This window comes from Actinomadura sp. GTD37, assembly GCF_041951365.1.
In the GTDB taxonomy this organism is placed as follows: Bacteria; Actinomycetota; Actinomycetes; order Streptosporangiales; family Streptosporangiaceae; genus Spirillospora.
This window is the reverse complement of sequence record NZ_JBGNUS010000005.1, coordinates 574,426-594,246: the sequence shown is the minus strand read 5'-3', so window position 1 is coordinate 594,246 and position 19,821 is coordinate 574,426. Positions and strand designations below refer to the sequence as shown.

General features: G+C 70.0%; 16 protein-coding genes. 12 read left to right on the top strand and 4 right to left on the bottom strand.

The window, feature by feature from the left end; translation table 11 throughout:
• Nucleotides 1-101: 101 nt before the first annotated feature.
• Nucleotides 102-905, bottom strand: coding sequence for a universal stress protein (locus tag ACA511_RS27210; RefSeq protein WP_375027448.1), 804 nt, complete (start codon nt 903-905; stop codon nt 102-104).
• An 88-nt stretch (nt 906-993) separates the two neighbouring features.
• Here ACA511_RS27210 and ACA511_RS27205 point away from each other — a divergent pair, with 88 nt between their 5' ends.
• Nucleotides 994-1,575: a YceI family protein gene (locus ACA511_RS27205; protein ID WP_375027447.1), complete on the top strand. Its 582-nt coding sequence runs from the start codon at nt 994-996 to the stop codon at nt 1,573-1,575.
• A gap of 91 nt (nt 1,576-1,666) precedes the next feature.
• On the opposite strand, the gene ACA511_RS27200 is transcribed toward ACA511_RS27205, so the two are convergent.
• Nucleotides 1,667-2,467, bottom strand: a complete 801-nt coding sequence (locus tag ACA511_RS27200; protein ID WP_375027446.1) for a maleylpyruvate isomerase family mycothiol-dependent enzyme — start codon at nt 2,465-2,467, stop codon at nt 1,667-1,669.
• Nucleotides 2,468-2,541: 74 nt separating this feature from the next.
• Between ACA511_RS27200 and ACA511_RS27195 the strand changes: the two genes are divergently transcribed.
• From ACA511_RS27195 to ACA511_RS27160, 8 genes are all read left to right on the top strand, one after another.
• A complete protein-coding gene (locus tag ACA511_RS27195) occupies nt 2,542-3,486 on the top strand; it encodes a MerR family transcriptional regulator (RefSeq protein WP_375027445.1) in 945 nt (314 codons plus the stop codon).
• 86 nt (nt 3,487-3,572) lie between these two features.
• Entirely contained in the window at nt 3,573-4,667 is a 1,095-nt protein-coding gene (locus tag ACA511_RS27190; protein ID WP_375027444.1) for an LLM class flavin-dependent oxidoreductase, read from the top strand.
• Entirely contained in the window at nt 4,664-5,275 is a 612-nt protein-coding gene (locus ACA511_RS27185; protein WP_375027443.1) for an FMN reductase, read from the top strand. Before ACA511_RS27190 ends, ACA511_RS27185 begins: the two co-directional genes overlap by 4 nt.
• A 465-nt stretch (nt 5,276-5,740) precedes the next feature.
• The gene (locus ACA511_RS27180) at nt 5,741-6,088 is read left to right on the top strand and encodes an ArsR/SmtB family transcription factor (protein WP_375027442.1); all 348 of its coding nucleotides are present in this window, start codon (nt 5,741-5,743) and stop codon (nt 6,086-6,088) included.
• Nucleotides 6,085-6,720 carry an SRPBCC family protein gene (locus ACA511_RS27175; RefSeq protein ID WP_375027441.1) on the top strand — a complete coding sequence of 212 codons (636 nt, stop codon included), beginning with the start codon at nt 6,085-6,087 and terminating at the stop codon, nt 6,718-6,720. The genes ACA511_RS27180 and ACA511_RS27175 overlap by 4 nt, the downstream gene beginning before the upstream one ends.
• 372 nt (nt 6,721-7,092) lie before the next feature.
• On the top strand, nt 7,093-9,318 hold the full coding sequence (gene hypF, locus ACA511_RS27170; RefSeq protein WP_375027440.1) for a carbamoyltransferase HypF: 2,226 nt from the start codon (nt 7,093-7,095) through the stop codon (nt 9,316-9,318).
• Between the two features lie 264 nt (nt 9,319-9,582).
• Nucleotides 9,583-10,728: a hypothetical protein gene (locus ACA511_RS27165; protein ID WP_375027439.1), complete on the top strand. Its 1,146-nt coding sequence runs from the start codon at nt 9,583-9,585 to the stop codon at nt 10,726-10,728.
• 1,151 nt (nt 10,729-11,879) lie between these two features.
• Nucleotides 11,880-13,262 carry a DUF222 domain-containing protein gene (locus ACA511_RS27160; RefSeq protein ID WP_375027438.1) on the top strand — a complete coding sequence of 461 codons (1,383 nt, stop codon included), beginning with the start codon at nt 11,880-11,882 and terminating at the stop codon, nt 13,260-13,262.
• Nucleotides 13,263-14,380: 1,118 nt separating this feature from the next.
• On the opposite strand, the gene ACA511_RS27155 is transcribed toward ACA511_RS27160, so the two are convergent.
• Nucleotides 14,381-14,782: a PPOX class F420-dependent oxidoreductase gene (locus tag ACA511_RS27155; RefSeq protein WP_375027437.1), complete on the bottom strand. Its 402-nt coding sequence runs from the start codon at nt 14,780-14,782 to the stop codon at nt 14,381-14,383.
• Between the two features lie 10 nt (nt 14,783-14,792).
• On the bottom strand, nt 14,793-15,500 hold the full coding sequence (locus tag ACA511_RS27150) for an NAD-dependent deacetylase (RefSeq protein ID WP_375027436.1): 708 nt from the start codon (nt 15,498-15,500) through the stop codon (nt 14,793-14,795).
• A gap of 116 nt (nt 15,501-15,616) precedes the next feature.
• Between ACA511_RS27150 and ACA511_RS27145 the strand changes: the two genes are divergently transcribed.
• The 3 genes from ACA511_RS27145 (at nt 15,617) to ACA511_RS27135 (ending at nt 19,759) form a co-directional block, all read left to right on the top strand.
• Nucleotides 15,617-17,329, top strand: coding sequence for an MFS transporter (locus ACA511_RS27145; protein ID WP_375027435.1), 1,713 nt, complete (start codon nt 15,617-15,619; stop codon nt 17,327-17,329).
• Between the two features lie 156 nt (nt 17,330-17,485).
• A complete protein-coding gene (locus ACA511_RS27140; RefSeq protein ID WP_375027434.1) occupies nt 17,486-18,490 on the top strand; it encodes a LacI family DNA-binding transcriptional regulator in 1,005 nt (334 codons plus the stop codon).
• Between the two features lie 48 nt (nt 18,491-18,538).
• On the top strand, nt 18,539-19,759 hold the full coding sequence (locus tag ACA511_RS27135; protein WP_375027433.1) for an extracellular solute-binding protein: 1,221 nt from the start codon (nt 18,539-18,541) through the stop codon (nt 19,757-19,759).
• The last annotated feature ends 62 nt before the right edge of the window (nt 19,760-19,821 follow it).

Below are 19,821 nucleotides of genomic sequence, written 5' to 3'. Positions count from 1 at the left end.
ACGCCCCTCGTGCCAATGGTCACGTTCCGATCTCGACGGAATGTAGTAGAGGTAAAGCGTGGGCGGCAAGCTGTTCCGTTGAAACGGTCAAAAGGGACTACTCAGTAGTAGCCACGCGGAAGGACGGTGACCGGACACGGCGCGGCGCGCAGCACCTTGAGCGCGACCTCGCCCACGAAGACGCGGTGGGCGGCGGCGTCCTCGCTGGACGCGCAGACGAGCAGCTCGCCCTCGGGCCAGTCCACGTCGCCGAGGGCGTCGGCGACGTCGTCGCCCTCGGCGAGTTCGGCGGAGACCTCCTCGGGGAGCAGGTCGGCGGAGTCCAGGGCGAGCCGGATGGCGAGCGCCAGGTCGTCCCGGAGCGGGTCGGCGGGCACGTCCCCGATGGCGAGGGTGACCAGCCGGAGCGGCACCTCCAGGCGCTCGGCCGCCTGTGACGCGCGGATCACGGCCTCGTCGCACTGCGGCCGCCGGACGTACATCACGGTGATCCGGCCCAGCTCGTCCGGCGGGGAGTAACCGGACGGGGTGAGCATCACGGCCTCGGTCGCCGAGTGCAGCAGGTGGTCGGCGGCCGCGCCGACGCCGATGCGGCCGCGGGCGCCGCCGTCGGGGGAGCCGACGACGATCAGGTCGGCGCCGATCCGGCTGGCGAGCACGGTGAGCCCGCGCCCGACGCTGCGCCCCTCCTGGAGGAGCAGGTCGGCCGGCCGGTCGTCCAGCAGGTCGGCGAGCTGGTCCAGTACGGCGCGGGCCTCACCGGCGGCGGCCGGGAGGTCCGGCGGGTGGACGGTCGCCACGCTCAGCCGGCCGCCGGTCAGCGCGACGATGCCGCGCGCGAGGTCGAGCGCCTCCCTGCCGCCCGCGTCGTGGACGTACCCGGCGAGGACGTGTTCACCGATCATGTACCCGAGCATTCCCCCAGGGCGGCCCGTCAGACCAGGTGGGATTTGAGGTAGTTTTTCCTGGTTGTCACTATTTGGGGGGATTTTCATGGGTGCCGAGGTTTCCGACCTCGAAGCCGGCCGCTGGACCATCGACCCGGTCCACTCCGAGATCACCTTCACGATCCGGCACCTGATGACCACGGTGCGCGGCTCGTTCCCGGACTTCGGCGGCGAGGTCGTGATCGGGGCCGACCCCCTCGACTCCAGCGCCCGCGCGGAGATCCGGATGGGCTCGATCGACACCCGCAGCGCCGAGCGGGACGAGCACGTCCGCTCCGCCGACTTCCTGGACGTCCAGCGGCACCCGATCATGACGTTCACCGGCGCCGGGGTCGAGCGCGCCACCGTCGGCCGCCGCGCCCGCTCGCCCCGCTACCACCTCGACGGCGAGCTGACGATCAAGAACGTGGCCCGTCCGGTCCGGCTGCTCACCGAGTTCCACGGCGTCGGATCCGACCCGTGGGGCGGGCTGCGCGCGGGCTTCACCGCGACCGCCGCCATCAGCCGCCGCGACTTCGGCATCGAGTTCAACGTCCCACTGCAGGGCGACCGGGTGATGCTCGGCGACGAGATCACGATCGGGCTGGAGATCCAGGCCGTCCTCGCCCCCGCCGACGCCCCCGCCTGACCGCGCCCGACCGCCCCCGCCTGGCCGGGCGCGGCTGCGTGGCAGGGCGTGGCTGGGTGGCAGGGCGTGGCTGTGTGGCCGGGCGCGCCGGTCAGACGGCCGTGCGGGCGAGCCAGTGGTCCAGCAGGGACGCGTCCCCGGTCACCTTCACCTCGGCCGCGTCGTCGGGGGCGAGCCGCCGGGCGAACACCAGCAGCAGGTCCTGGACGGGGCCGGTGATCGTCATGTCCGCGTCCCGCGCCCCGCCCTCCCAGACCGGCCCGTCCGGCGTGCGGGTGATCAGCCACCCCGGCAGGGACGGCTCCGCCGGGCGCAGGCACAGCGTCTCGCCCGTCCCGCGCAGCTCGGCCAGCTCCGGCTTGTGCGCGGCCGCCGTCACCGACGTGATCAGCCCGAGGAACTCGTCGATCGCGTCGGCGGCGAGGTCGGGCGCCATCGCGAACGGCGTTCCCGCCGTGCGCGCCCCGTCGGCGTGGTGGACGGCGGTCTCGTGCGCCATCCGGCGCAGCCACATGACGGTCGGCCACGTCCCGAGGAGCGGGTGGTCGACCGACCCGTCCGGCTTCGCCTCGAACGCGCCGATCAGCTCCGCCGCGCCGTCGCGCAGCCAGCCGGGCCAGTCCGCGGGGGAGTCGGGCGTCGTGCGGGGCAGCTCGTTCAGGACGTCGGTCCCGCCGGTCCGGATCAGGTGGCTCGTCCACCGGTGCGCCTGGCCGACGTGCCCGACCAGGTCGCGCAGCGTCCACTCCGGGCAGGTCGGCACCCGTGCGGACGGACCGGCGGCCCCGGCGGCGGCGAGACCGCGGGCATGCTCGCGCAGCCCCTCCTTGAAGCGTTCGGCGTCCAGCACGTCGTCTCCTCTCTCCGCGGCCTCCGCGTTCCTGCGCGGCACTCCGCGGAACTTTCCGGGCTTTCCTCTCGCGCTCGTAAGCTAGGACCTCCAGTCTGCTGGAGGTTCAACTGAGTGTGACGGACGACACATCACTCGGCATCGGGGACCTGGCTGCGGTGACCGGCGTTTCCGTGCGGACGATCCGGTTCTACTGCGACGAAGGCGTCATCGACGCCCGGCGCAGCGCCGGCGGGCACCGGCGGTTCGACCGCTCGGCGGTGGACCGGCTCCGGCTCGTCCGGCGGCTGCGCGCCCTGGGGCTCGGCCTCCCCGCGATCGCGGCCGTCCTCGCCGGCGACCGCTCGCTGGCGGAGGCCGTCGCCGCCGAGCGCCGCTCCGTCGACGCCGAGCTGGCCGCGCTCGCCTGGCGCCGCGCCTCGCTCCGCGCCGTCGAGGACGTGAGCCCGGCGCAGCGGGCGGCGCGCCTCGACCTGCTCGCCGCCGTGCAGGACGGCCCGGCCGCGCGGGACGTCCTGCTGGAGTTCTGGCGCCGCCGCATCCTCGTCCCGCTGCCGGACGAGGCGGTGCGGACGTTCCTGGAGGCGAGCGTTCCGCAGGCGCCCGCCGACCCGGCGCCCGCGCAGGTCGTCGCCTTCGCCGGGATGGTCGAGGTGGCGGGCGACCGGCCGCTGCTGCGCGAGCTGCGCGCCCTGGGCCGGGTGAACGCCGACCGGGTGCGCGACGAGCCGACGCTGATCGCCGGCCTCGGCGAGGCGGCCGCGCTGGCCGCCCCGCTGGTGGCCGCGGGCGGCGAGCCGGGCCCGGGCCCCGCCCTCGACCGCTTCGTCGCGGCCCACGCCGCCGGGCGGGACGAGCGCGACACGCCCCGCTTCCGGCGCGCCCTGCTGCCCGCCGTCGCCATGGAGCAGGATCCGCGGCTCCGCCGGTACTGGACGCTGTTCGGCGAGGTCACCGGGGAGCCCGCCACCGCCGGGACGATCAACACCTGGCTGGTCGACGCGCTCGAACGCGACGTCGCGGGCGACGCGCTCGAACGCGACGCCGCGGGCGACCGCTAGGAGGGCCGCCCGGCGGGCCGGAATACGGGCCGGGTCCGCTCGGTTCCGGTAAGATGATTGAACGTTCTACTACTTCGGAGGCCGGCATGCAGTTCGGGATCTTCACGGTCGGCGACGTCACGCCCGACCCGGCGAACGGACGCGTCCCGACCGAGGCCGAGCGGATCAAGGCCATGGTGGCGATCGCCCTCAAGGCCGAGGAGGCCGGGCTGGACGTCTTCGCGACCGGCGAGCACCACAACCCGCCGTTCGTCCCGTCGTCCCCGACGACGATGCTCGGCTACGTCGCGGCCCGCACCGAGCGGCTCATCTTGTCCACCGCGACGACGCTGATCACCACCAACGACCCGGTGAAGATCGCCGAGGACTTCGCGATGCTCCAGCACCTCGCGGACGGCCGGGTCGACCTGATGATGGGACGCGGCAACACCGGCCCCGTCTACCCGTGGTTCGGCAAGGACATCCGCGACGGCATCCCCCTCGCCATCGAGAACTACCACCTGCTCCACCGCCTCTGGCGCGAGGACGTCGTCGACTGGGAGGGCAAGTTCCGCACGCCTCTCCAGTCGTTCACCTCGACGCCGCGCCCGCTGGACGGGGTGCCGCCGTTCGTCTGGCACGGCTCGATCCGCAGCCCCGAGATCGCCGAGCAGGCCGCCTACTACGGCGACGGATTCTTCGCCAACCACATCTTCTGGCCGAAGGAGCACTTCCAGCGCCTCATCAGCCTGTACCGGCAGCGTTTCGAGCACTACGGGCACGGCTCCGCCGACCAGGCGATCGTCGGGCTCGGCGGGCAGGCGTTCATGCGCAAGAACTCCCAGGACGCCGTCCGAGAGTTCCGCCCGTACTTCGACAACGCCCCCGTCTACGGGCACGGGCCGTCCCTGGAGGAGTTCACCGCCGAGACGCCGCTCACGGTCGGCAGCCCGCAGCAGGTGATCGAGAAGACCCTGTCGTTCCGCGACCACTTCGGCGACTACCAGCGCCAGCTGTTCCTGATGGACCACGCGGGGCTGCCGCTGAAGACCGTCCTGGAGCAGATCGACATGCTGGGCGAGGAGGTCGTCCCGGTGCTGCGCAAGGAGTTCGAGGCGCTGCGCCCGGCGCACGTCCCCGCGGGCCCGCCGACCCACGCCGACCGCCTCGCCCTCCCGACGAACGCGGAGGAGGCCCGATGAGCACCCTCGCCGTCATCTCCGCCGGTCTCGGGCAGCCGTCCTCGACGCGGCTGCTCGCCGACCGGCTGGCCGCGGCGACGGCCGAGGCCCTGTCCGGTGGCCCCGGCCCCGGGGTCGCCGTCGAGACCGTCGAGCTGCGCGACCACGCGCACGCCATGGTCGACGCGACGCTGACCGGCTTCCCGTCCGGGCCGTTCCGCGCCGCCGTCGAGACGGTGGCCAACGCCGACGGCCTCATCGCCGTGACGCCCGTCTTCAACGCGTCCTACAGCGGCCTGTTCAAGACGTTCTTCGACGTCCTGGACCGCGACTCCCTGGAGGGCAGGCCGGTACTCCTCGGCGCCACCGGCGGCACGGCCCGCCACTCCCTGGCCATCGACTTCGCGATGCGCCCGCTGCTGGCGTATCTGCGCGCCGCCGTCGTCCCGACCGCCGTGTACGCGGCCTCCGAGGACTGGGGCGCCGCCGAAAGCGCCCTGCCCGACCGCATCACCCGCGCCGGCGCCGAACTGGCCGCCCTCATGCAGGCACGCCCGGCCCCGGCCAAGGCGGACCCGTACGAGAATCCGGTGCCGTTCGAGGACCTGTTGTCCACAAGCAGCCGATGACCCTCGGGGCACGCGTTCTTTTGGGAAGGATGAACATGTGCCTCCGGACTCGATCGGCTCCTCATCTCGCCGGGAACACCCGCCACCCCGGCCGGGACGAGGCACGTCACCCCGGCCGGGACGAGGCGCGTCACCCCGGCCGGGACGAGGCACGTCACCCCGGCCGGGACGGGCGCGTCACGCGGTCACGCTGAACGGCGCGAGCACGCCAGAAGGCCCGTTCGCGGGGCGGGCCGGCCGGCAGCCCTGCGGGTCTGGCTCGCGCAGGAGCCGCTCACGATGGCCACGTCGCTCTACCTGGCGTTCACGGCCCTAGCCCGCCACGCCTTCGGCGCGACTCGGCGAGGCAAGGCCCCCCGCCGCCCTTACGGTCGCTGCCCGGCTCTCTTGGGCGGACGTGCAGCGCGTGATGGACGATCCTAATTAAGGCTTGGCTTATATAAGTCGAGGCTGTAGCTTGGGGTCGTGCACGCGTTCGATGTTCTTGGCGACCCGGTGCGGCGCCGGATCCTGGAGCTGCTCGCCGACGGCGAGCGGTCGTCCGGCGAGCTGACGGCCGTCGTCCGGGAGGAGTTCGGGATCTCGCAGCCCGCGGTGTCGCAGCATCTGAAGGTGCTCCGCGACAGCGGGTTCGCGGTGGTGCGGGCGGAGGGGACGCGTCGGCTCTACGCCGTCGACTCCGCGCCGCTGCGGCAGGTCGACGCCTGGCTCGACCGCTTCCGCCGGTTCTGGACCCCGCATCTGGACGCCCTGGCGACCGAGATCGCCCGGGGCAAGCGCGCACGCCGCCACGACTCAGGGAGCGAACAATGATCGAAGTAACCGGGCAGGTCACCGCGGTCCGGCGGACGGTCGGCGAGCGGGTGCTGGAGGCGGGCACCGCGCGCACCGCGACGGTCGGCCAAGTCTACGACACCGGCGTCGAGGACCTGTGGGACGCCGTCACCAACCCCGAGCGCATCCCGCGCTGGTTCCTGCCGATCTCCGGCGACCTCCGGCTCGGCGGCCGCTACCAGTTCGAAGGCAACGCGGGCGGGACGATCGAACGCTGCGATCCGCCCAAGAGCTTCTTCGCGACCTGGGAGTACGGCGGCCAGGTCTCCTGGATCGAGGTCCGGCTGGCTCCGGAGCCGGACGGCCGGACCCGGTTCGAACTGGAGCACATCGCCCACGTCGGGGACGACATCTGGAACCAGTTCGGCCCCGGCGCCGTCGGCATCGGCTGGGACCAGGGCCTCCTCGGCCTCGCCCTGCACCTGGCGACGGGCAAGAGCGCCCCGGACGAGGTCGGCCCCGACTGGTCCCTGACGGACGAGGGCAAGGAGTTCACCCGGCAGAGCGGCGAGGCCTGGTACGCGGCCCACGTCGCGTCCGGCGCCGACGGGCCCACGGCCCGCGCCTGCGCGGACCGCACCATCGCCGCCTACACCGGCGAGACGGAATGATCTTTCGCCCGTAACGCTGCTCAGGGCTGAAACGAGACCGACCGGACGATCCCCGAGCACACTGACGGCCACGCGGACGGTGTGCCTGCCCTGCTGTGCGGCATCGCCGAAGGCCCGACCCCGAACGCGCTCTTCGACCTCGGCGCGAAGATCTACCACCGGGGCGAGGTGCACATCGCGGACGGTCACCCCTGAATGCGGCAGGCCGCGCGCCAGATGCACGCCTCCGTCCGGCGACACCGCTACGGCAGCGCTGCGCCACTGGCAGCGGCGGTGCGCCTTCACCGAGGCCCGCGAGCTGCGTTCCCCGACATCCAGCCCCTCGTGCGCGTAGCGCACTCGACTCATCACACTCCGTGTCAGAATGGCGGAGTGGATGTCAGGGTCGGCGTCCGTGTCGAGGGGCTCGTGCAGGGCGTCGGGTTCCGGCCGTTCGTGCACGGGCTCGCGACCGGCCTCGGGCTGTCCGGGCTGGTCGGCAACGACGCGGGCGGCGTGTTCATCGAGGTCGAGGGCGCGCCCGCCGTGGTCGGACGGTTCCTGGACGGGTTGCGCACACGCCCGCCACGGCTCGCCGTCGTCCAGCGGGTCACCACGCGCGAACTCCGCGCGGACGGACGCGGCGGCTTCACGATCGTCGGCAGCGACGCGTCGGGGGAGCGCCGCGCGCTCGTGTCCTGGGACTCCGCGACTTGCGACGACTGCCTGCGCGAAATGCGCGACCCGGACGACAGGCGCTACGGATACGCCTTCATCAACTGCACGAACTGCGGGCCGCGCTTCACGATCGTGAAGGACGTCCCCTACGACCGCCCCCGCACGACCATGGCGGGCTTCACCATGTGCGGGCCGTGCGCCGCCGAGTACGGGGATCCGGCCGACCGCCGGTTCCACGCCCAGCCGGTGTGCTGCCCGACGTGCGGCCCGTCCCTCACGTTGCGCCCGCACGCCGGAGAGCCGTTGCCGGGCGCCCGTGCCCTGCTCGCCGCCGGGGCCGTCCTCGCGGTGAAGGGCCTGGGCGGCTACCACCTGGCCGTCCGGGCGGCGTCCGAGGACGCGGTCGCCGCGCTCCGCGCCCGCAAGCACCGCGAGGACAAGCCGTTCGCCGTCATGGTCCCCGACCTGGCCGCCGCGCGGACGCTGTGCGTGCTCTCCGACGCGGAGGAGGCGCTGCTCACCGGCCCCCGCCGCCCGATCGTCCTGGCCCGCCGCCACCCGGACGCCGCACTCGCCGGTGCCGTCGCACCCGGCAGCGGACACGTCGGGCTCATGCTGCCCTACACTCCGCTGCACCACCTTCTCGTCACCGAACCGGTAGTCCTGACCAGCGGAAACGTCTCGGACGAGGCGATCGCGTACCGGGACGACGACGCCTTGGAACGTCTTCGTGACATCGCCGACGCCTTCTTGCTCCACGACCGTCCCATCCACGTCCGGACCGACGACTCGGTGGTGCGGATCTTCCAGGGGCGGACGCTGCCGGTGCGGCGATCCCGCGGCTACACGCCGGAACCCGTGCCGGTCGCGAAAGGACGCCCCGTCCTGGCGTGCGGTGCCGAGTTGAAGAACACGTTCTGCCTGGCGCGCGACGGACAGGCGTTCATCTCCCACCACATAGGCGATCTGGAGAACTACGAAACCCTCCGCGCCTTCGAGGAGGGCATCGAGCACTTCCGGCGGCTCTTCGACATCACCCCGGAACTCGTCGCCTACGACCCGCATCCCGAGTACCTGTCGACGAAGTACGCCCTTGAGCAGGCCATGCCGTCCGTCGCCGTCCAGCACCACCACGCGCACATAGCGTCCTGCCTGGCAGACAACGGCGTGGACGGCCCGGTGATCGGCGTAGCGTTCGACGGCACCGGATACGGCACGGACGGCACCCTCTGGGGCGGCGAATTCCTCGTCGCAGACCTGCGCGGCTTCGAAAGGGCCGGCCACTTGGAACCGGTTCCGATGCCGGGTGGCGCCGCCGCGATCCGCGAGCCGTGGCGCATGGCGGCCGCCTACGGCGTCCCCGAAGACCTCCCGATAGCCCGCCGTCCCGACTGGCCCACCGTCACGGAAATGGCGGAACGCCGCATCAACGCACCCCTCACGTCCAGCATGGGCCGCCTTTTCGACGCGGTCGCCGCCGTGCTCGGCGTCCGTGACCGGATCAACTACGAGGGCCAGGCGGCGATAGAACTGGAGCAGCGCGCCGACCCAGCCGAACGCACCGCATACTCCGCGACCATCACCGGCGAATTCACCATCATGGGCCGTGACCTCCTGGACGCGGTGGTGGCCGATCTCAAAACAGGCGTCCCCGTCCCCGTGATCGCGGCTCGATTCCACAACGGCGTCGCGACTCTGATCGTGGACGCGGCATCGCGCATCCGGGAGGAGAGAGGACTCGGCGTGGTCGCCCTCTCCGGCGGAGTGTTCCAGAACATGCTTCTCCTGGAGCGCGCAGTATCGGGCCTGTCAGACGCAGGGTTCGAAGTACTGACCCACCATCGCGTCCCACCCAATGACGGCGGCATCAGCCTCGGCCAGGCGGCGGTTGCCACAGCCCAGCAGGGCGCGGAGCGACTCGCGCGCAGAGGAGTACGGTAATCGCCCCGACCGTGGGACGTGAAATGAGCTCAACGCCAAGCGAGGCTTACCTCAAACTCATACCCCGGTGTGCTCGATACCCGTTTCGACCTGCCCGGACTCAAGGGCAACCTGACCGTTCCGGCAGCCCTACGATCGTTCGCACACAGATCACCCGCCTTGACCCCTTGCCCACCCGGCGAGGAACCTGGCAGATAATTGCACGTTGAGGCCGTTCTGCCGGAACGGCCACGCGCCGGCCCCCGCGGACGGCATGATCATCAGATGGCAGACGAACGGGACGATTCGCAGGAGCGCGAGCCGCTGTCGTGGCGGGTACGACGCTGGGCGGCACCGATCGCGATGGCCGCATCGGTCGCGGCGTCCATCGCCGCGGTGCAAGTGCTGGCGGACGACAGCGTCCCGTCCGAAGACTCTCACGGCAATGACCGGCGTCCCCGCTTCATGCTCACAGTCGGACGGATGGCGGAAAGCCCACCGGACGACGGCCCCGCAACATGGCTCCAGGTGCGCGCAATCCAGCCGGACGGCCGGACACGATCGGTGAACTCGGTCGAGCCGCCATCGCCGTCCGCCGGTGAAGCACGGGAAATCCTTGCGGGCCCCAAAGGAACACTCGTAGTGGTCGGCACTAGAAAAAGGCCGTGTGAATCACGGTTCTACCGCTTCAAGCTGACCGACGACGGCCACGCAGAAAGCATCGAGTCGTTTCGCGACGAACCCGTTCCCGCTCGCGTCGCCGGTTTGGCCATCAGCCCGGACGGCAAGCGGCTCGCCTACGCGCAGGCTCCCTGCACGAGCCACACTCAGCAGCGTGCGGAACCACGCGCCAAGGTGACCGTCCTCGACATCGGCTCAGGCCACAACCGAACCTGGAGCACGGTCGCCCCGTCCGTCATCGGCGAGATCGTCTGGGCCGGAGACAGCCGCACGCTCGGCTACACCGTCAGCGACGTCCACTCGTACACCTCTCCCGGCTCTGATATCCAGCCAGGGCAAATGCACCCACCTATCGGACGCGCAGTCGACAACGTCACCGTGCATGTGCTCGACACCAACGCACCAGGCACCGACCTGCGCGGTGGCCGCGTCCTGTTCCGACAGGAGGCCGGCTCCGGGCCGGTCACCACCGCAGCGATGAACCCGGATGGCCGGACGGGCTACGGTGCGATGAAGAGGACCCAACCGCCGAGCACCCTCATCTTCTCCTTTTCGGAGGGTGAACCGATCCACATCACCAAAACCATTCCACATAAGCCGAACACGCTGACGGCCATCGCTTTCAGCAGGGGCGACGAGCCGCGCTATGCATGCCTGAACGGGCTCGACTCCTTCGGAAGGGTGACCGAGGGCAGCTTCATCGAGGATCCGAACGGCACCACCGGCTGCGAAGTCGCCTACGCCTACTGAACCGGAGAATCCAGCTCTGTCGACGGACCATTAAAGAATCACTCCGGGACCATTATCGGCCTCACGAGATCGCCCATGCCGGCGGTCGAGACCACCCCGACGCTCCTCGGCACTGCGGATACGACAAACCTAACCCACTGACGCTCGAACCCCATGAGTTGGCGTCCGCATGAATTATCTTGTCCTCGCTTCGAAGGCTTCTGAACGGTGCACCGCTCAAGGAGCAAGACAAAGTGTCCAATATATGGGAAAGGGCTGTGCCGGGCGGCGAGGTCTTCGGCAGGGCAGATAGTCTTCCAGGTGTCCTTCCAGTCCTTTCAGTGGTGACTGGTCGACGATCCATCGAACTTAAGCCTGAGCAACGACTCCGTGATTCCTAATGGCCAGGCTTGATCGCTTTTACTGGCGATTATTGTGGGGCCCGTCTGTGTTGAGGGGAGCGGCGACCGCAATCGCGTCCAGTGACCCGAGTTGAGCGAGCCGACGGGATAGTTGTGCTTATGAGGTGCATAGACGGGTGCTTGCGGGCGTGCCCTCACAGGCCAGGATGGCCCCCGATGATCACCTTTGCGCCAGTTCGGTTTGCTTGAAAGCCAATCGCGCATCAAGCCATAAAGTACTCTCAATCTCAAAAGTCGAAATGAAGAGCCATCGCAGATAGGTAAGCAAAAGGCGCGTAGATCGGCCGGCGTCGCTAGCGGGTCTTCTGTCGCTGGCCATGGTTGCGGCGGTCTTTTGCCGGAATAGTGTGGTTTCGGTAGTCGCCCGGTTGCGGTGGCCCCTGGCGGGTCGGTGCACACAGTGCCGGTAGTTGTGGGCTGGAGTCACTTCGGCTGGGGTCGATGGTTGGTGGAGGGTGCTCTAACTGCGGGTAGGTGCGGGGTTGCTGTCCTTGCGGGGCTGGCGGCGGATGAGTCGTCGGCCTGGTGCTCCGGCAGCAGCGGCGACGAAGTGGTCAATTCGGGATGGTTCATGCAAATGATTGATCTTCTGTGATTGTCTGGCGCTCTGGGGTGCGCCGATAGCGGTAATGGCAGGTGGTCTGCTGGCTATCTTTGAGGTCTTAGTATTCTCACCTGGGTTGAGGGATTTGAGGTGTGATCATTCGATAGCATGGAGTTATGTGTTCGAGTGAGATCGAAGTTGCGTCGATGTCCACCAGTGCGTTGGTGGACACGGCTGCTTCGATCGCCGCCGAACTCGCCCGGCGTGAGGCGTCTGCCTCTCCGAGCGTCTGCATGGCTCAGGCCGAGACGCTCGCGCGCGCCACCGACCAGCATGAGAGCGCGCTGGCCGCCTTGATCGGACGGGTCGACGCCTCTGCGGAGACACGCCGGTGGGGCCTGCCGTCGACGTTGGCGTGGCTGCGCACCCGGCTCGGCATGCGCGAGGCTCGCGCCAAAGAACGCCTCCACCTGGCCCGCCAGAGTCGCCGCCTCCCTCACGTTGCGCGTCGACTCGCCGCGAGTGACCTCTCCTACGGATATGCCTCCACCATCGCCGCTGCGGTCGTACGGCTGAACGACGCCGACTGCGCAGCCGCCGAAGAGATCCTCCTCGACCTGGCCGGGCAGGGCTTCTCCGCCGGGAAGGTCGCGGCCTTCGGCAACAAGATCACCGACCTCATCGCCGAACGCGACGGGGCGGAGCGGACGCCCGACGACGACACTCTCCGCGGCTACGAGCGCTCCTGGCTCGACACGACGCGGTCCTTGGACGGCGGACGCTACGTCAAAGGCTGGCTCAACGCCGAAGACGCCGCGATCTGGGACGGCACCCTCGCGCCCCTGGCCAAACCCGCCGGTGCCGACGACCGGCGTGACCTGTCCGAACGCACTGCGGCCGCATTGACGAGCGTCCTGTCAGGCGGGCACAAGGCCACCAGGGTCACCGTCATCTGCGACCTCGAAACCCTCACCGGCGGACGAGTTCCAGCCCGACTGACTGACGGAACCCCGATCCCCGCCGCCCAGGCACGCCGCATCGCCCTCGCAGCCGGCGTGTCGGCTCTCATCCTCGGACGCGGGAACACTCCTCTGTACTTGGGCCACCGGCAAAGGATCGCCAGCCCAGCCCAGCGACAGGTTCTCCACACGCTGTACTCCACCTGCGCCGTCCAGGGCTGCGAAGTCCCCGGAACCCTGTGCGAAGTCGACCACGTCAACGGCTGGGCCCTTGGTCACAGCCCCACCGACATCGACAAGCTCACTCTCTGCTGCGGCTGGCACAACCGCTTCAAACACGCCAATCCGACACAGATCAACATCACCAGGGACCGAGTCGGCCGATACGTCTACCGCCTCCTCCCGCCCGACGACCCCCACCCCGCACCTGCGTCGCGAACCCCCTCGAACCTGTGGACCGCCAAATCCCACCGAGTCCGGCCACGCCAGCGTTCGTTCGATCACCCAGTGGTGGCCGCTGAGCCGCCCGCACGATTCGATGCCTGGGCGAGCAACGCGCAGTGCGACCTGCACTCACGTAACCAGGCACGCGCTCGACGGAGTAGCACGCCTGCTTCGCGCAACCCGTGACCGGTCGCCAAGGGCCCCGAATCGCGTTCCGGCTCTGGCGCGCGCCCTCCAGATCGACGGCGCAGGCACAGTACGCCCAGCAACGCCCACCCCGCGGACCCCGGCAAAGACCGCTCAGTTCACCTCGCCCAGTTCACCTCGCCCAGTTCACCCCGCTCAGTTCACCCCGCTCAGTTCACCCCGCCCAGTTCATCCCGCCTCGTTCACCTCGCCCCGCCGTTCACCCCCGCTGCTTCACCACGGCCGACAGCCAGCCGGCGGAACTGGACCGACTGCAGCGCCATCAGTGGCGGCTGGATACCCGGCGATCATGGTCCTGATGGCCGACATGCCGTCGTCGACATCCCTGGTCGGCACAACAGGGGCATCCTGACCAGGGCGCCAGCCGATCCAGGAGGACAGGCACGACAGGCACGACCAGGCACGACAGGCAGGCCAGGTAGGCCAGGCAGCGAACTTCACGTGCTTTCCGGTGACGCCGGGTTGCCGATACGGTCGGCCGACGCCCAATGCGGCTGTAGCCGGGCAGCTGGAATGACCATGGCGATCAGGGATCAGTACTGCCGGTTGACCTTGGTCAAATCGGCGACACCAATGCCCTCGATACCGTGCGCTCCTCCAACCACCATTCCGCTGACCGGCCTGGACACGGACGCCTCCAGCGTGAGCTCCATGTCCCGGGGACGGTGTCACGGGACCCGAGGAGTGCCGTTGGAGACGCTAATGAGTGCTCCGGTTCCCGCCCTGCCGGGCACAATTCTCGGCATCGCAAGGGCGGTTCGGCGACAACTCGCAATCGCGGTTCGAACGGCGCCGAATGGTGGTCGCGCCGCTTCAGCGGGGCGTTACGGTGGGCCATGACGGCCTCCTGAGGGCCTCCTGAAGGCCGGACGTAGATCTCGCAATCCACACCGAACCCGGAGGCCCTCCCACACGCCCAGATCATCAGCGAGTTGCCACGTCCACAACCTCTGTGGTCAGTACATCTAGGCCGTGTTTGGGGGTGCCCGCTTGGATCGGGGGTTGGGATCTGGGCTCGGGCTGAGGGAACGGCAGGCTTTTCGGCGAGGCTCGTTCGCCCGCCTTCGGTTGCGTCAGGATTGCGACTTGGCCCGCAGTTAGAGGTTGCCCATGGCGCGGGTCGCGGTGATTTCTATGACGACTCGGTTCGGGTTGGGGCGTGGGGGCTTGTAGCGGGTCGTGTAGCGGCGTTCGGCGTCGGCTACGGAGGCTGGGTCCGTTTTCAGGAACGCTCGGCCTTCTATGGTGGCCCAGCGCCGGCCGTCGACCTGGGTGACGGCGACCGGGAGGCCCGCGTCGCCGGTGTCGCGGACGTGGCGGGCCTTCGCCGAGCCGGACGACGTGATCACGCGGACGATGTCGCCGTCCAGGGTGGTCCCGACGGGGACCGAGTGCGGGGTCCCGTTGGCGCGGAGGGTGACGAGTGTGCAGATGTGGCGTTCGCGGAAGAACGCGATGAGGCGTTCGTCGTCCAGGTCCAGCCGGTGTTTGCCGTTCACCGGCCGGATCCTAGAGGGCGGCGAGTTCCGTGCAGAGGGCGGGGACGGCCTCGGCGATCGGGGCGCGGACGACCTCGTCCGCCAGGGCGTCGTAGGGGGTCGGGTCCCGGTTGACGATGATCAACCGGGCCCCGTGCTCGGCGGCGATGGCGCAGAGGCGGGCGGCGGGGGCGACGGTCAGGGAGCTGCCGATCGCGATGAAGACCTCGGACGCGCGGGCGATGTCGCCCGCCAGGGACAGGACGCCGGAGTCGAGGCACTGGCCGAACAGGACGATGGACGGCTGCAGGACGCCGCCGCAGGAAGGGCACCCCGGGTCGTCCTCGCCGCGGGCCAGGACCTCGGCGGTCGCCGACTCGGCGCGGCATCGGGTGCAGGACGTGGTGGCCAGCGTGCCGTGGAGTTCCAAAACCTTGCGGGGCGTTGAGCCCGCCTTCTGGTGGAGGCCGTCGACGTTCTGGGTGAGCACCCGGACGGCCTTCGTCCGCTCCAGGCCGGCGATGGCGCGGTGGGCGGCGTTGGGACGGGCGCCCTGGTGCAGGTCCAGGGTGCGCCAGAAGCGGCGCCGGACCTCGGCGTCGTTCGTGAAGTGCTCGCGGGTGAACAGCGCGGCGAGTTCGGGATCGCGGGTCCAGACGCCGGACGGGCCGCGGTAGTCCGGGATGCCCGAGTCGGTGGAGATCCCCGCGCCGGTCAGTACGCCGATTCGTCCCGTCATGGGGGAGAAGGTACGGGCGCGGAGGTGACCGATGCGACCCCTTTTCCGGTCTGGCGAAGGATGCCCGGCCTATGATTAGTTAGCGGAGGAAACTACCTGACGGGGGTGGAGTCGGCGTGCCGTCCAAGCACTATCCGTGGGTCGCGCTGAGCAACACGACGCTCGGCATGCTGCTGGCCACGGTCAACTCGTCCATCGTGATCATTTCGCTGCCGGCGATCTTTCGCGGCATCCGGCTGAATCCGCTGGAACCGGGCAATGTCAGCTATCTGCTGTGGATCCTGATGGGCTACATGCTCGTCTCCGCGGTGCTGGTGGTCACGCTCGGCCGCCTCGGGGACATGTTCGGGCGCGTCCGGATGTACAACGCCGGGTTCGCGGTGTTCACGGTCGGGACGCTCGTCCTGGCGCTCGATCCGCTGCACGGGACCGCCGGGGCGATCTGGCTCATCGGCTGGCGGGTGTTCCAGGGGATCGGCGGCGCCATGCTGATGGCGAACTCGGCGGCGATCCTCACCGACGCCTTCCCGGCGCACCGGCGCGGGATGGCGATGGGCGTCAACCAGGTCGCCGGGATCGCCGGGACGTTCATCGGCCTGGTCGCGGGCGGGCTGCTCAGCGAGATCAACTGGCGGCTGGTGTTCTTCGCGTCCGCGCCCATCGGGATCGCCGGGACGATCTGGGCCTACCGGAGCCTGGTCGAGACCGCGCAGAAGGCGGTCGCCGCGAAGATCGACTGGCTCGGCAACGTCACGTTCGCGGTCGGGCTGACCTCGCTGCTCGCCGCGATCACCTACGGCATCCAGCCCTACGGCGGGCACGACATGGGCTGGACGAACCCGTGGGTGCTCGGCGGGATCATCGGCGGCATCGCCGTGCTCGTGCTGTTCTGCTGGATCGAGACCAAGGTCGAGCAGCCGATGTTCCAGCTCGGGCTGTTCCGCGTCCGGGCGTTCACGGCGGGGAACGCGGCCGGGCTGCTCGCGGCGATCTCGCGCGGCGGGATGCAGTTCATGCTGATCATCTGGCTGCAGGGCATCTGGCTGCCGCTGCACGGCTACGACTACGCGGACACGCCGCTCTGGGCGGGCATCTACCTGCTGCCGCTCACCGCCGGTTTCCTGGTGGCGGGGCCGATCTCGGGGCACCTGTCCGACCGGCACGGCGCCCGCGCGTTCGCGTCCGGGGGGCTGGTGCTGTCGGCGCTGGCGTTCGCCGGGCTGCTGGTGATCCCGACCGACTTCGGCTACCCCACGTTCGCGCTGCTGATCTTCCTCAACGGGATCGGCTCCGGGCTGTTCGCCGCGCCCAACACCACGGCGATCATGAACTCCGTCCCGGCGGACCAGCGCGGCGTCGCGTCCGGCATGCGCGCCACGTTCATGAACGCCGGGATGGTGCTGTCGATCGGCGTGTTCTTCTCGCTGATGATCGCGGGCCTGTCCGACACGCTGCCGAAGACGCTGACGCAGGGGCTGACGCGGCACGGCGTCCCCGCCGGGCCGGCGGCGCAGGTCGGCGAGCTGCCGCCGGTCGGCACGCTGTTCGCCGCGTTCCTCGGCTACAACCCGATCCAGAACCTGCTCGCGCCGTTCCACGTGCTCGGCGGCCTGGCGCCGGACGACGTCGCCACCCTGACCGGACGGTCGTACTTCCCGCACCTGATCTCCGAGCCGTTCCACCACGGCCTCGTCATCGTGTTCAGCATGGCGATCGCGATGTCGCTGGTCGCGGCCCTGGTGTCGCTGCTGCGCGGACGCCGGTACGTCCACGGCGACGACGTCGAGGACGAGCCCGCGCTGCAGCGGGCCGGACGGGACGCGGCCTAACCCCGGCCGGAAGCCCTCAGCCGGAAGCCCTCAGCCGGAAGCCCCTGACCGGTAGCCCCCGGGCACGGTGCCTCGAGATCACGAGGCCGTTGCGGTCGGGGGCTTTTTCGTGCCCGCCATTGACACTGTTCCGCAAACGTTTTCATAATCGTCGCCATGAGCGCAGACGGAACCCGGGCCTCGATCCGGGCGGTGGCGAGCCTGGCGGGGGTGTCCCCTTCGACGGTCTCGCGCGCGCTGAACTCCCCGGAGCTCGTGAACGCCGAAACCCGGCAGCGCGTGCTCGAATGCGCCGAGCGGCTCGGCTACCAGCCGAACCGGGCGGCGCAGTCGCTGGTCCTCGGGCGGACCCGCAACGTCGGGCTGATCGTCCCCGACATCGCCAACCCGTTCTTCGCCCCGTTCATCAAGGGCGTCGAGGCCTACTTCCGGGACACCGAGTTCGCCGTGTTCCTGGCAGACACCGACGAGGACACGGCGACGGAGGTCAGGCTGGCGGAGGCCATGGTCGAGCGGGTGGACGGGCTGATCCTGTGCGCCCCCCGCATGTCCGGGACGCGGCTGCGCGCCGTCGCGGCCAAGACCGACGTGGTCCTCGCCTACCGGACCAGCCGGACGGCGCCCTCGGTCCTGCCGGACTTCCAGCCCGGCCTGGACCAGGCCGTCGCGCACGTCCACGCGCTCGGCCACCGCAGGTGCGCGTACCTGTCCGGCCCGGCGAACTCGTGGTCGAACCGGCAGCGCCGCAAGTTCCTCGGGACGGCCTGCGCCGAACGCGGCATCGACCTGGTCGACCTCGGGCCCTACGAGCCGCGGTTCACCGGCGGGTACCGGGCCGCCGACGAGGTCGTCGCGGCGGGCGTCACCGCGGCGTTCGCCTACAACGACCTGGTCGCGCTCGGCGTGCTGTCACGGCTGACCGAGCGCGGCGTGCAGGTGCCCGGCGACCTCGGCATCGTCGGTTTCGACGACATCCCGATGGCGTCGATGACCAATCCGCCCCTGACCACGGTGGCCATGCCCGTGAGCGCGCTGGCCAGGGCGGCGGCCGCCACCGTGCACACGAGGCTCGACTCCGGGGCGCCCAAGGCGCCCCCCCTGCCGCCGGCCGCCGAGCTGGCGACCCGACTCCTCATCCGAGGCACCACCGGGCCGGTGTGAGCCCGGCCTTACCGGAGGACCATCCGTCCTGCCAGGAGGACCCACCCCATGAGAACTCCTCGATCAGCCCTCCTCTCCCTCGCCACCGCCGCCGGACTGCTGCTGACCGCCTGCGGCGCACCCGGCTCGGACGGCACGTCCGCGTCCGAACCGGCCGCCGCGGACGTGCGGCCGCCGGCCAAGCCCGTCACCCTCAACATCATCGACGTCGCCGGGAACCTCCAGCTCACCCAGCAGATCTTCGAGAACTACAAGAAGGCGCACCCCGACCTCGTCAGCAAGATCACCTACACCAAGGCGACCGCGCCGGAGCTGGCCGGCAAGGTCAAGGCCCAGCAGGACGCGGGGCGGCTCGACATCGACCTCGTCCTGACCGGCACCGACGGACTCTCGGCCGGCCTGGAGCAGAACCTGTGGGTCGACCTCGTCGGCAAGTACTCCGACAAGCTGCCCGACCTCGCGTCGCAGTACCTGGAGCCCGCGGCCAAGATGCAGGAGCTCGCGCAGGGCAAGGGGGTGACCGTGACGTACTACCCGTCCGGGCCGCTGCTGGAGTACGACCCGAAGAAGGTCCCGAACCCGCCCAGGACGGCCGAGGAACTGCTCGCCTGGGCGAAGGCCCATCCGAACAAGCTGGAGTACGCGCGTCCGTCCAACTCCGGGCCGGGACGCACGTGGCTCATGGGCCTGCCCTACATCCTCAAGGACTCCGACCCCAAGGACCCGTCGAACGGCTGGGCCAAGACCTGGAAGTACCTCAAAGACCTGGACAAGCACATCGAGTACTACCCGACGGGGACGACGCAGACGATGAAGGAGCTGGGCGAGGGGACCCGCGACATCGTCATCAGCACCACCGGCTGGGACATCAACCCGCGCGTCCTCGGCCAGGTGCCGAAGGACGTCAAGGTCCAGGCCCTGGACGGCTTCACCTGGGTCACCGACGCGCAGTACATGGCCGTCCCCAAGGGGATCTCGGGCGAGAAGCTCTCGGTCCTGCTCGACATGATGAAGTTCGCGCTCCAGCCGCAGCAGCAGGCGATCACCTACGACAAGGGCTACTTCTACCCCGGCCCCGCGGTGAAGGGCGTGACCCTCGCCATGGCGCCGGCCGAGAGCCAGCAGGCGATCAAGGAGTACGGCCGTCCCGAGTACGACGAGCTCATCGCCGACAACCCCAAGGCCCCGCCGCTGGACGCCAAGGCCCTCGTCGCCGCGTTCGACCGCTGGGACCGCGAGATCGGCGGCCAGAAGGTCAAGCAGTCATGAGAGCGCACAAGGTGAATCCGACACGAGGCCGCTCCGCGGGCGGCGGGGACTCTGCGGGCGGT

What these genes read in the sequence shown, in the direction of transcription:
- ACA511_RS27210 (WP_375027448.1), bottom strand. Translation starts at nt 905, where the DNA reads ATGATCGGTGAACACGTCCTCGCCGGGTACGTCCACGACGCGGGCGGC.
- ACA511_RS27205 (WP_375027447.1), top strand. Translation starts at nt 994, where the DNA reads ATGGGTGCCGAGGTTTCCGACCTCGAAGCCGGCCGCTGGACCATCGAC.
- ACA511_RS27190 (WP_375027444.1), top strand. Translation starts at nt 3,573, where the DNA reads ATGCAGTTCGGGATCTTCACGGTCGGCGACGTCACGCCCGACCCGGCG.
- ACA511_RS27185 (WP_375027443.1), top strand. Translation starts at nt 4,664, where the DNA reads ATGAGCACCCTCGCCGTCATCTCCGCCGGTCTCGGGCAGCCGTCCTCG.
- ACA511_RS27175 (WP_375027441.1), top strand. Translation starts at nt 6,085, where the DNA reads ATGATCGAAGTAACCGGGCAGGTCACCGCGGTCCGGCGGACGGTCGGC.
- ACA511_RS27165 (WP_375027439.1), top strand. Translation starts at nt 9,583, where the DNA reads ATGGCAGACGAACGGGACGATTCGCAGGAGCGCGAGCCGCTGTCGTGG.
- ACA511_RS27160 (WP_375027438.1), top strand. Translation starts at nt 11,880, where the DNA reads ATGTCCACCAGTGCGTTGGTGGACACGGCTGCTTCGATCGCCGCCGAA.
- ACA511_RS27150 (WP_375027436.1), bottom strand. Translation starts at nt 15,500, where the DNA reads ATGACGGGACGAATCGGCGTACTGACCGGCGCGGGGATCTCCACCGAC.
- ACA511_RS27140 (WP_375027434.1), top strand. Translation starts at nt 17,486, where the DNA reads ATGAGCGCAGACGGAACCCGGGCCTCGATCCGGGCGGTGGCGAGCCTG.
- ACA511_RS27135 (WP_375027433.1), top strand. Translation starts at nt 18,539, where the DNA reads ATGAGAACTCCTCGATCAGCCCTCCTCTCCCTCGCCACCGCCGCCGGA.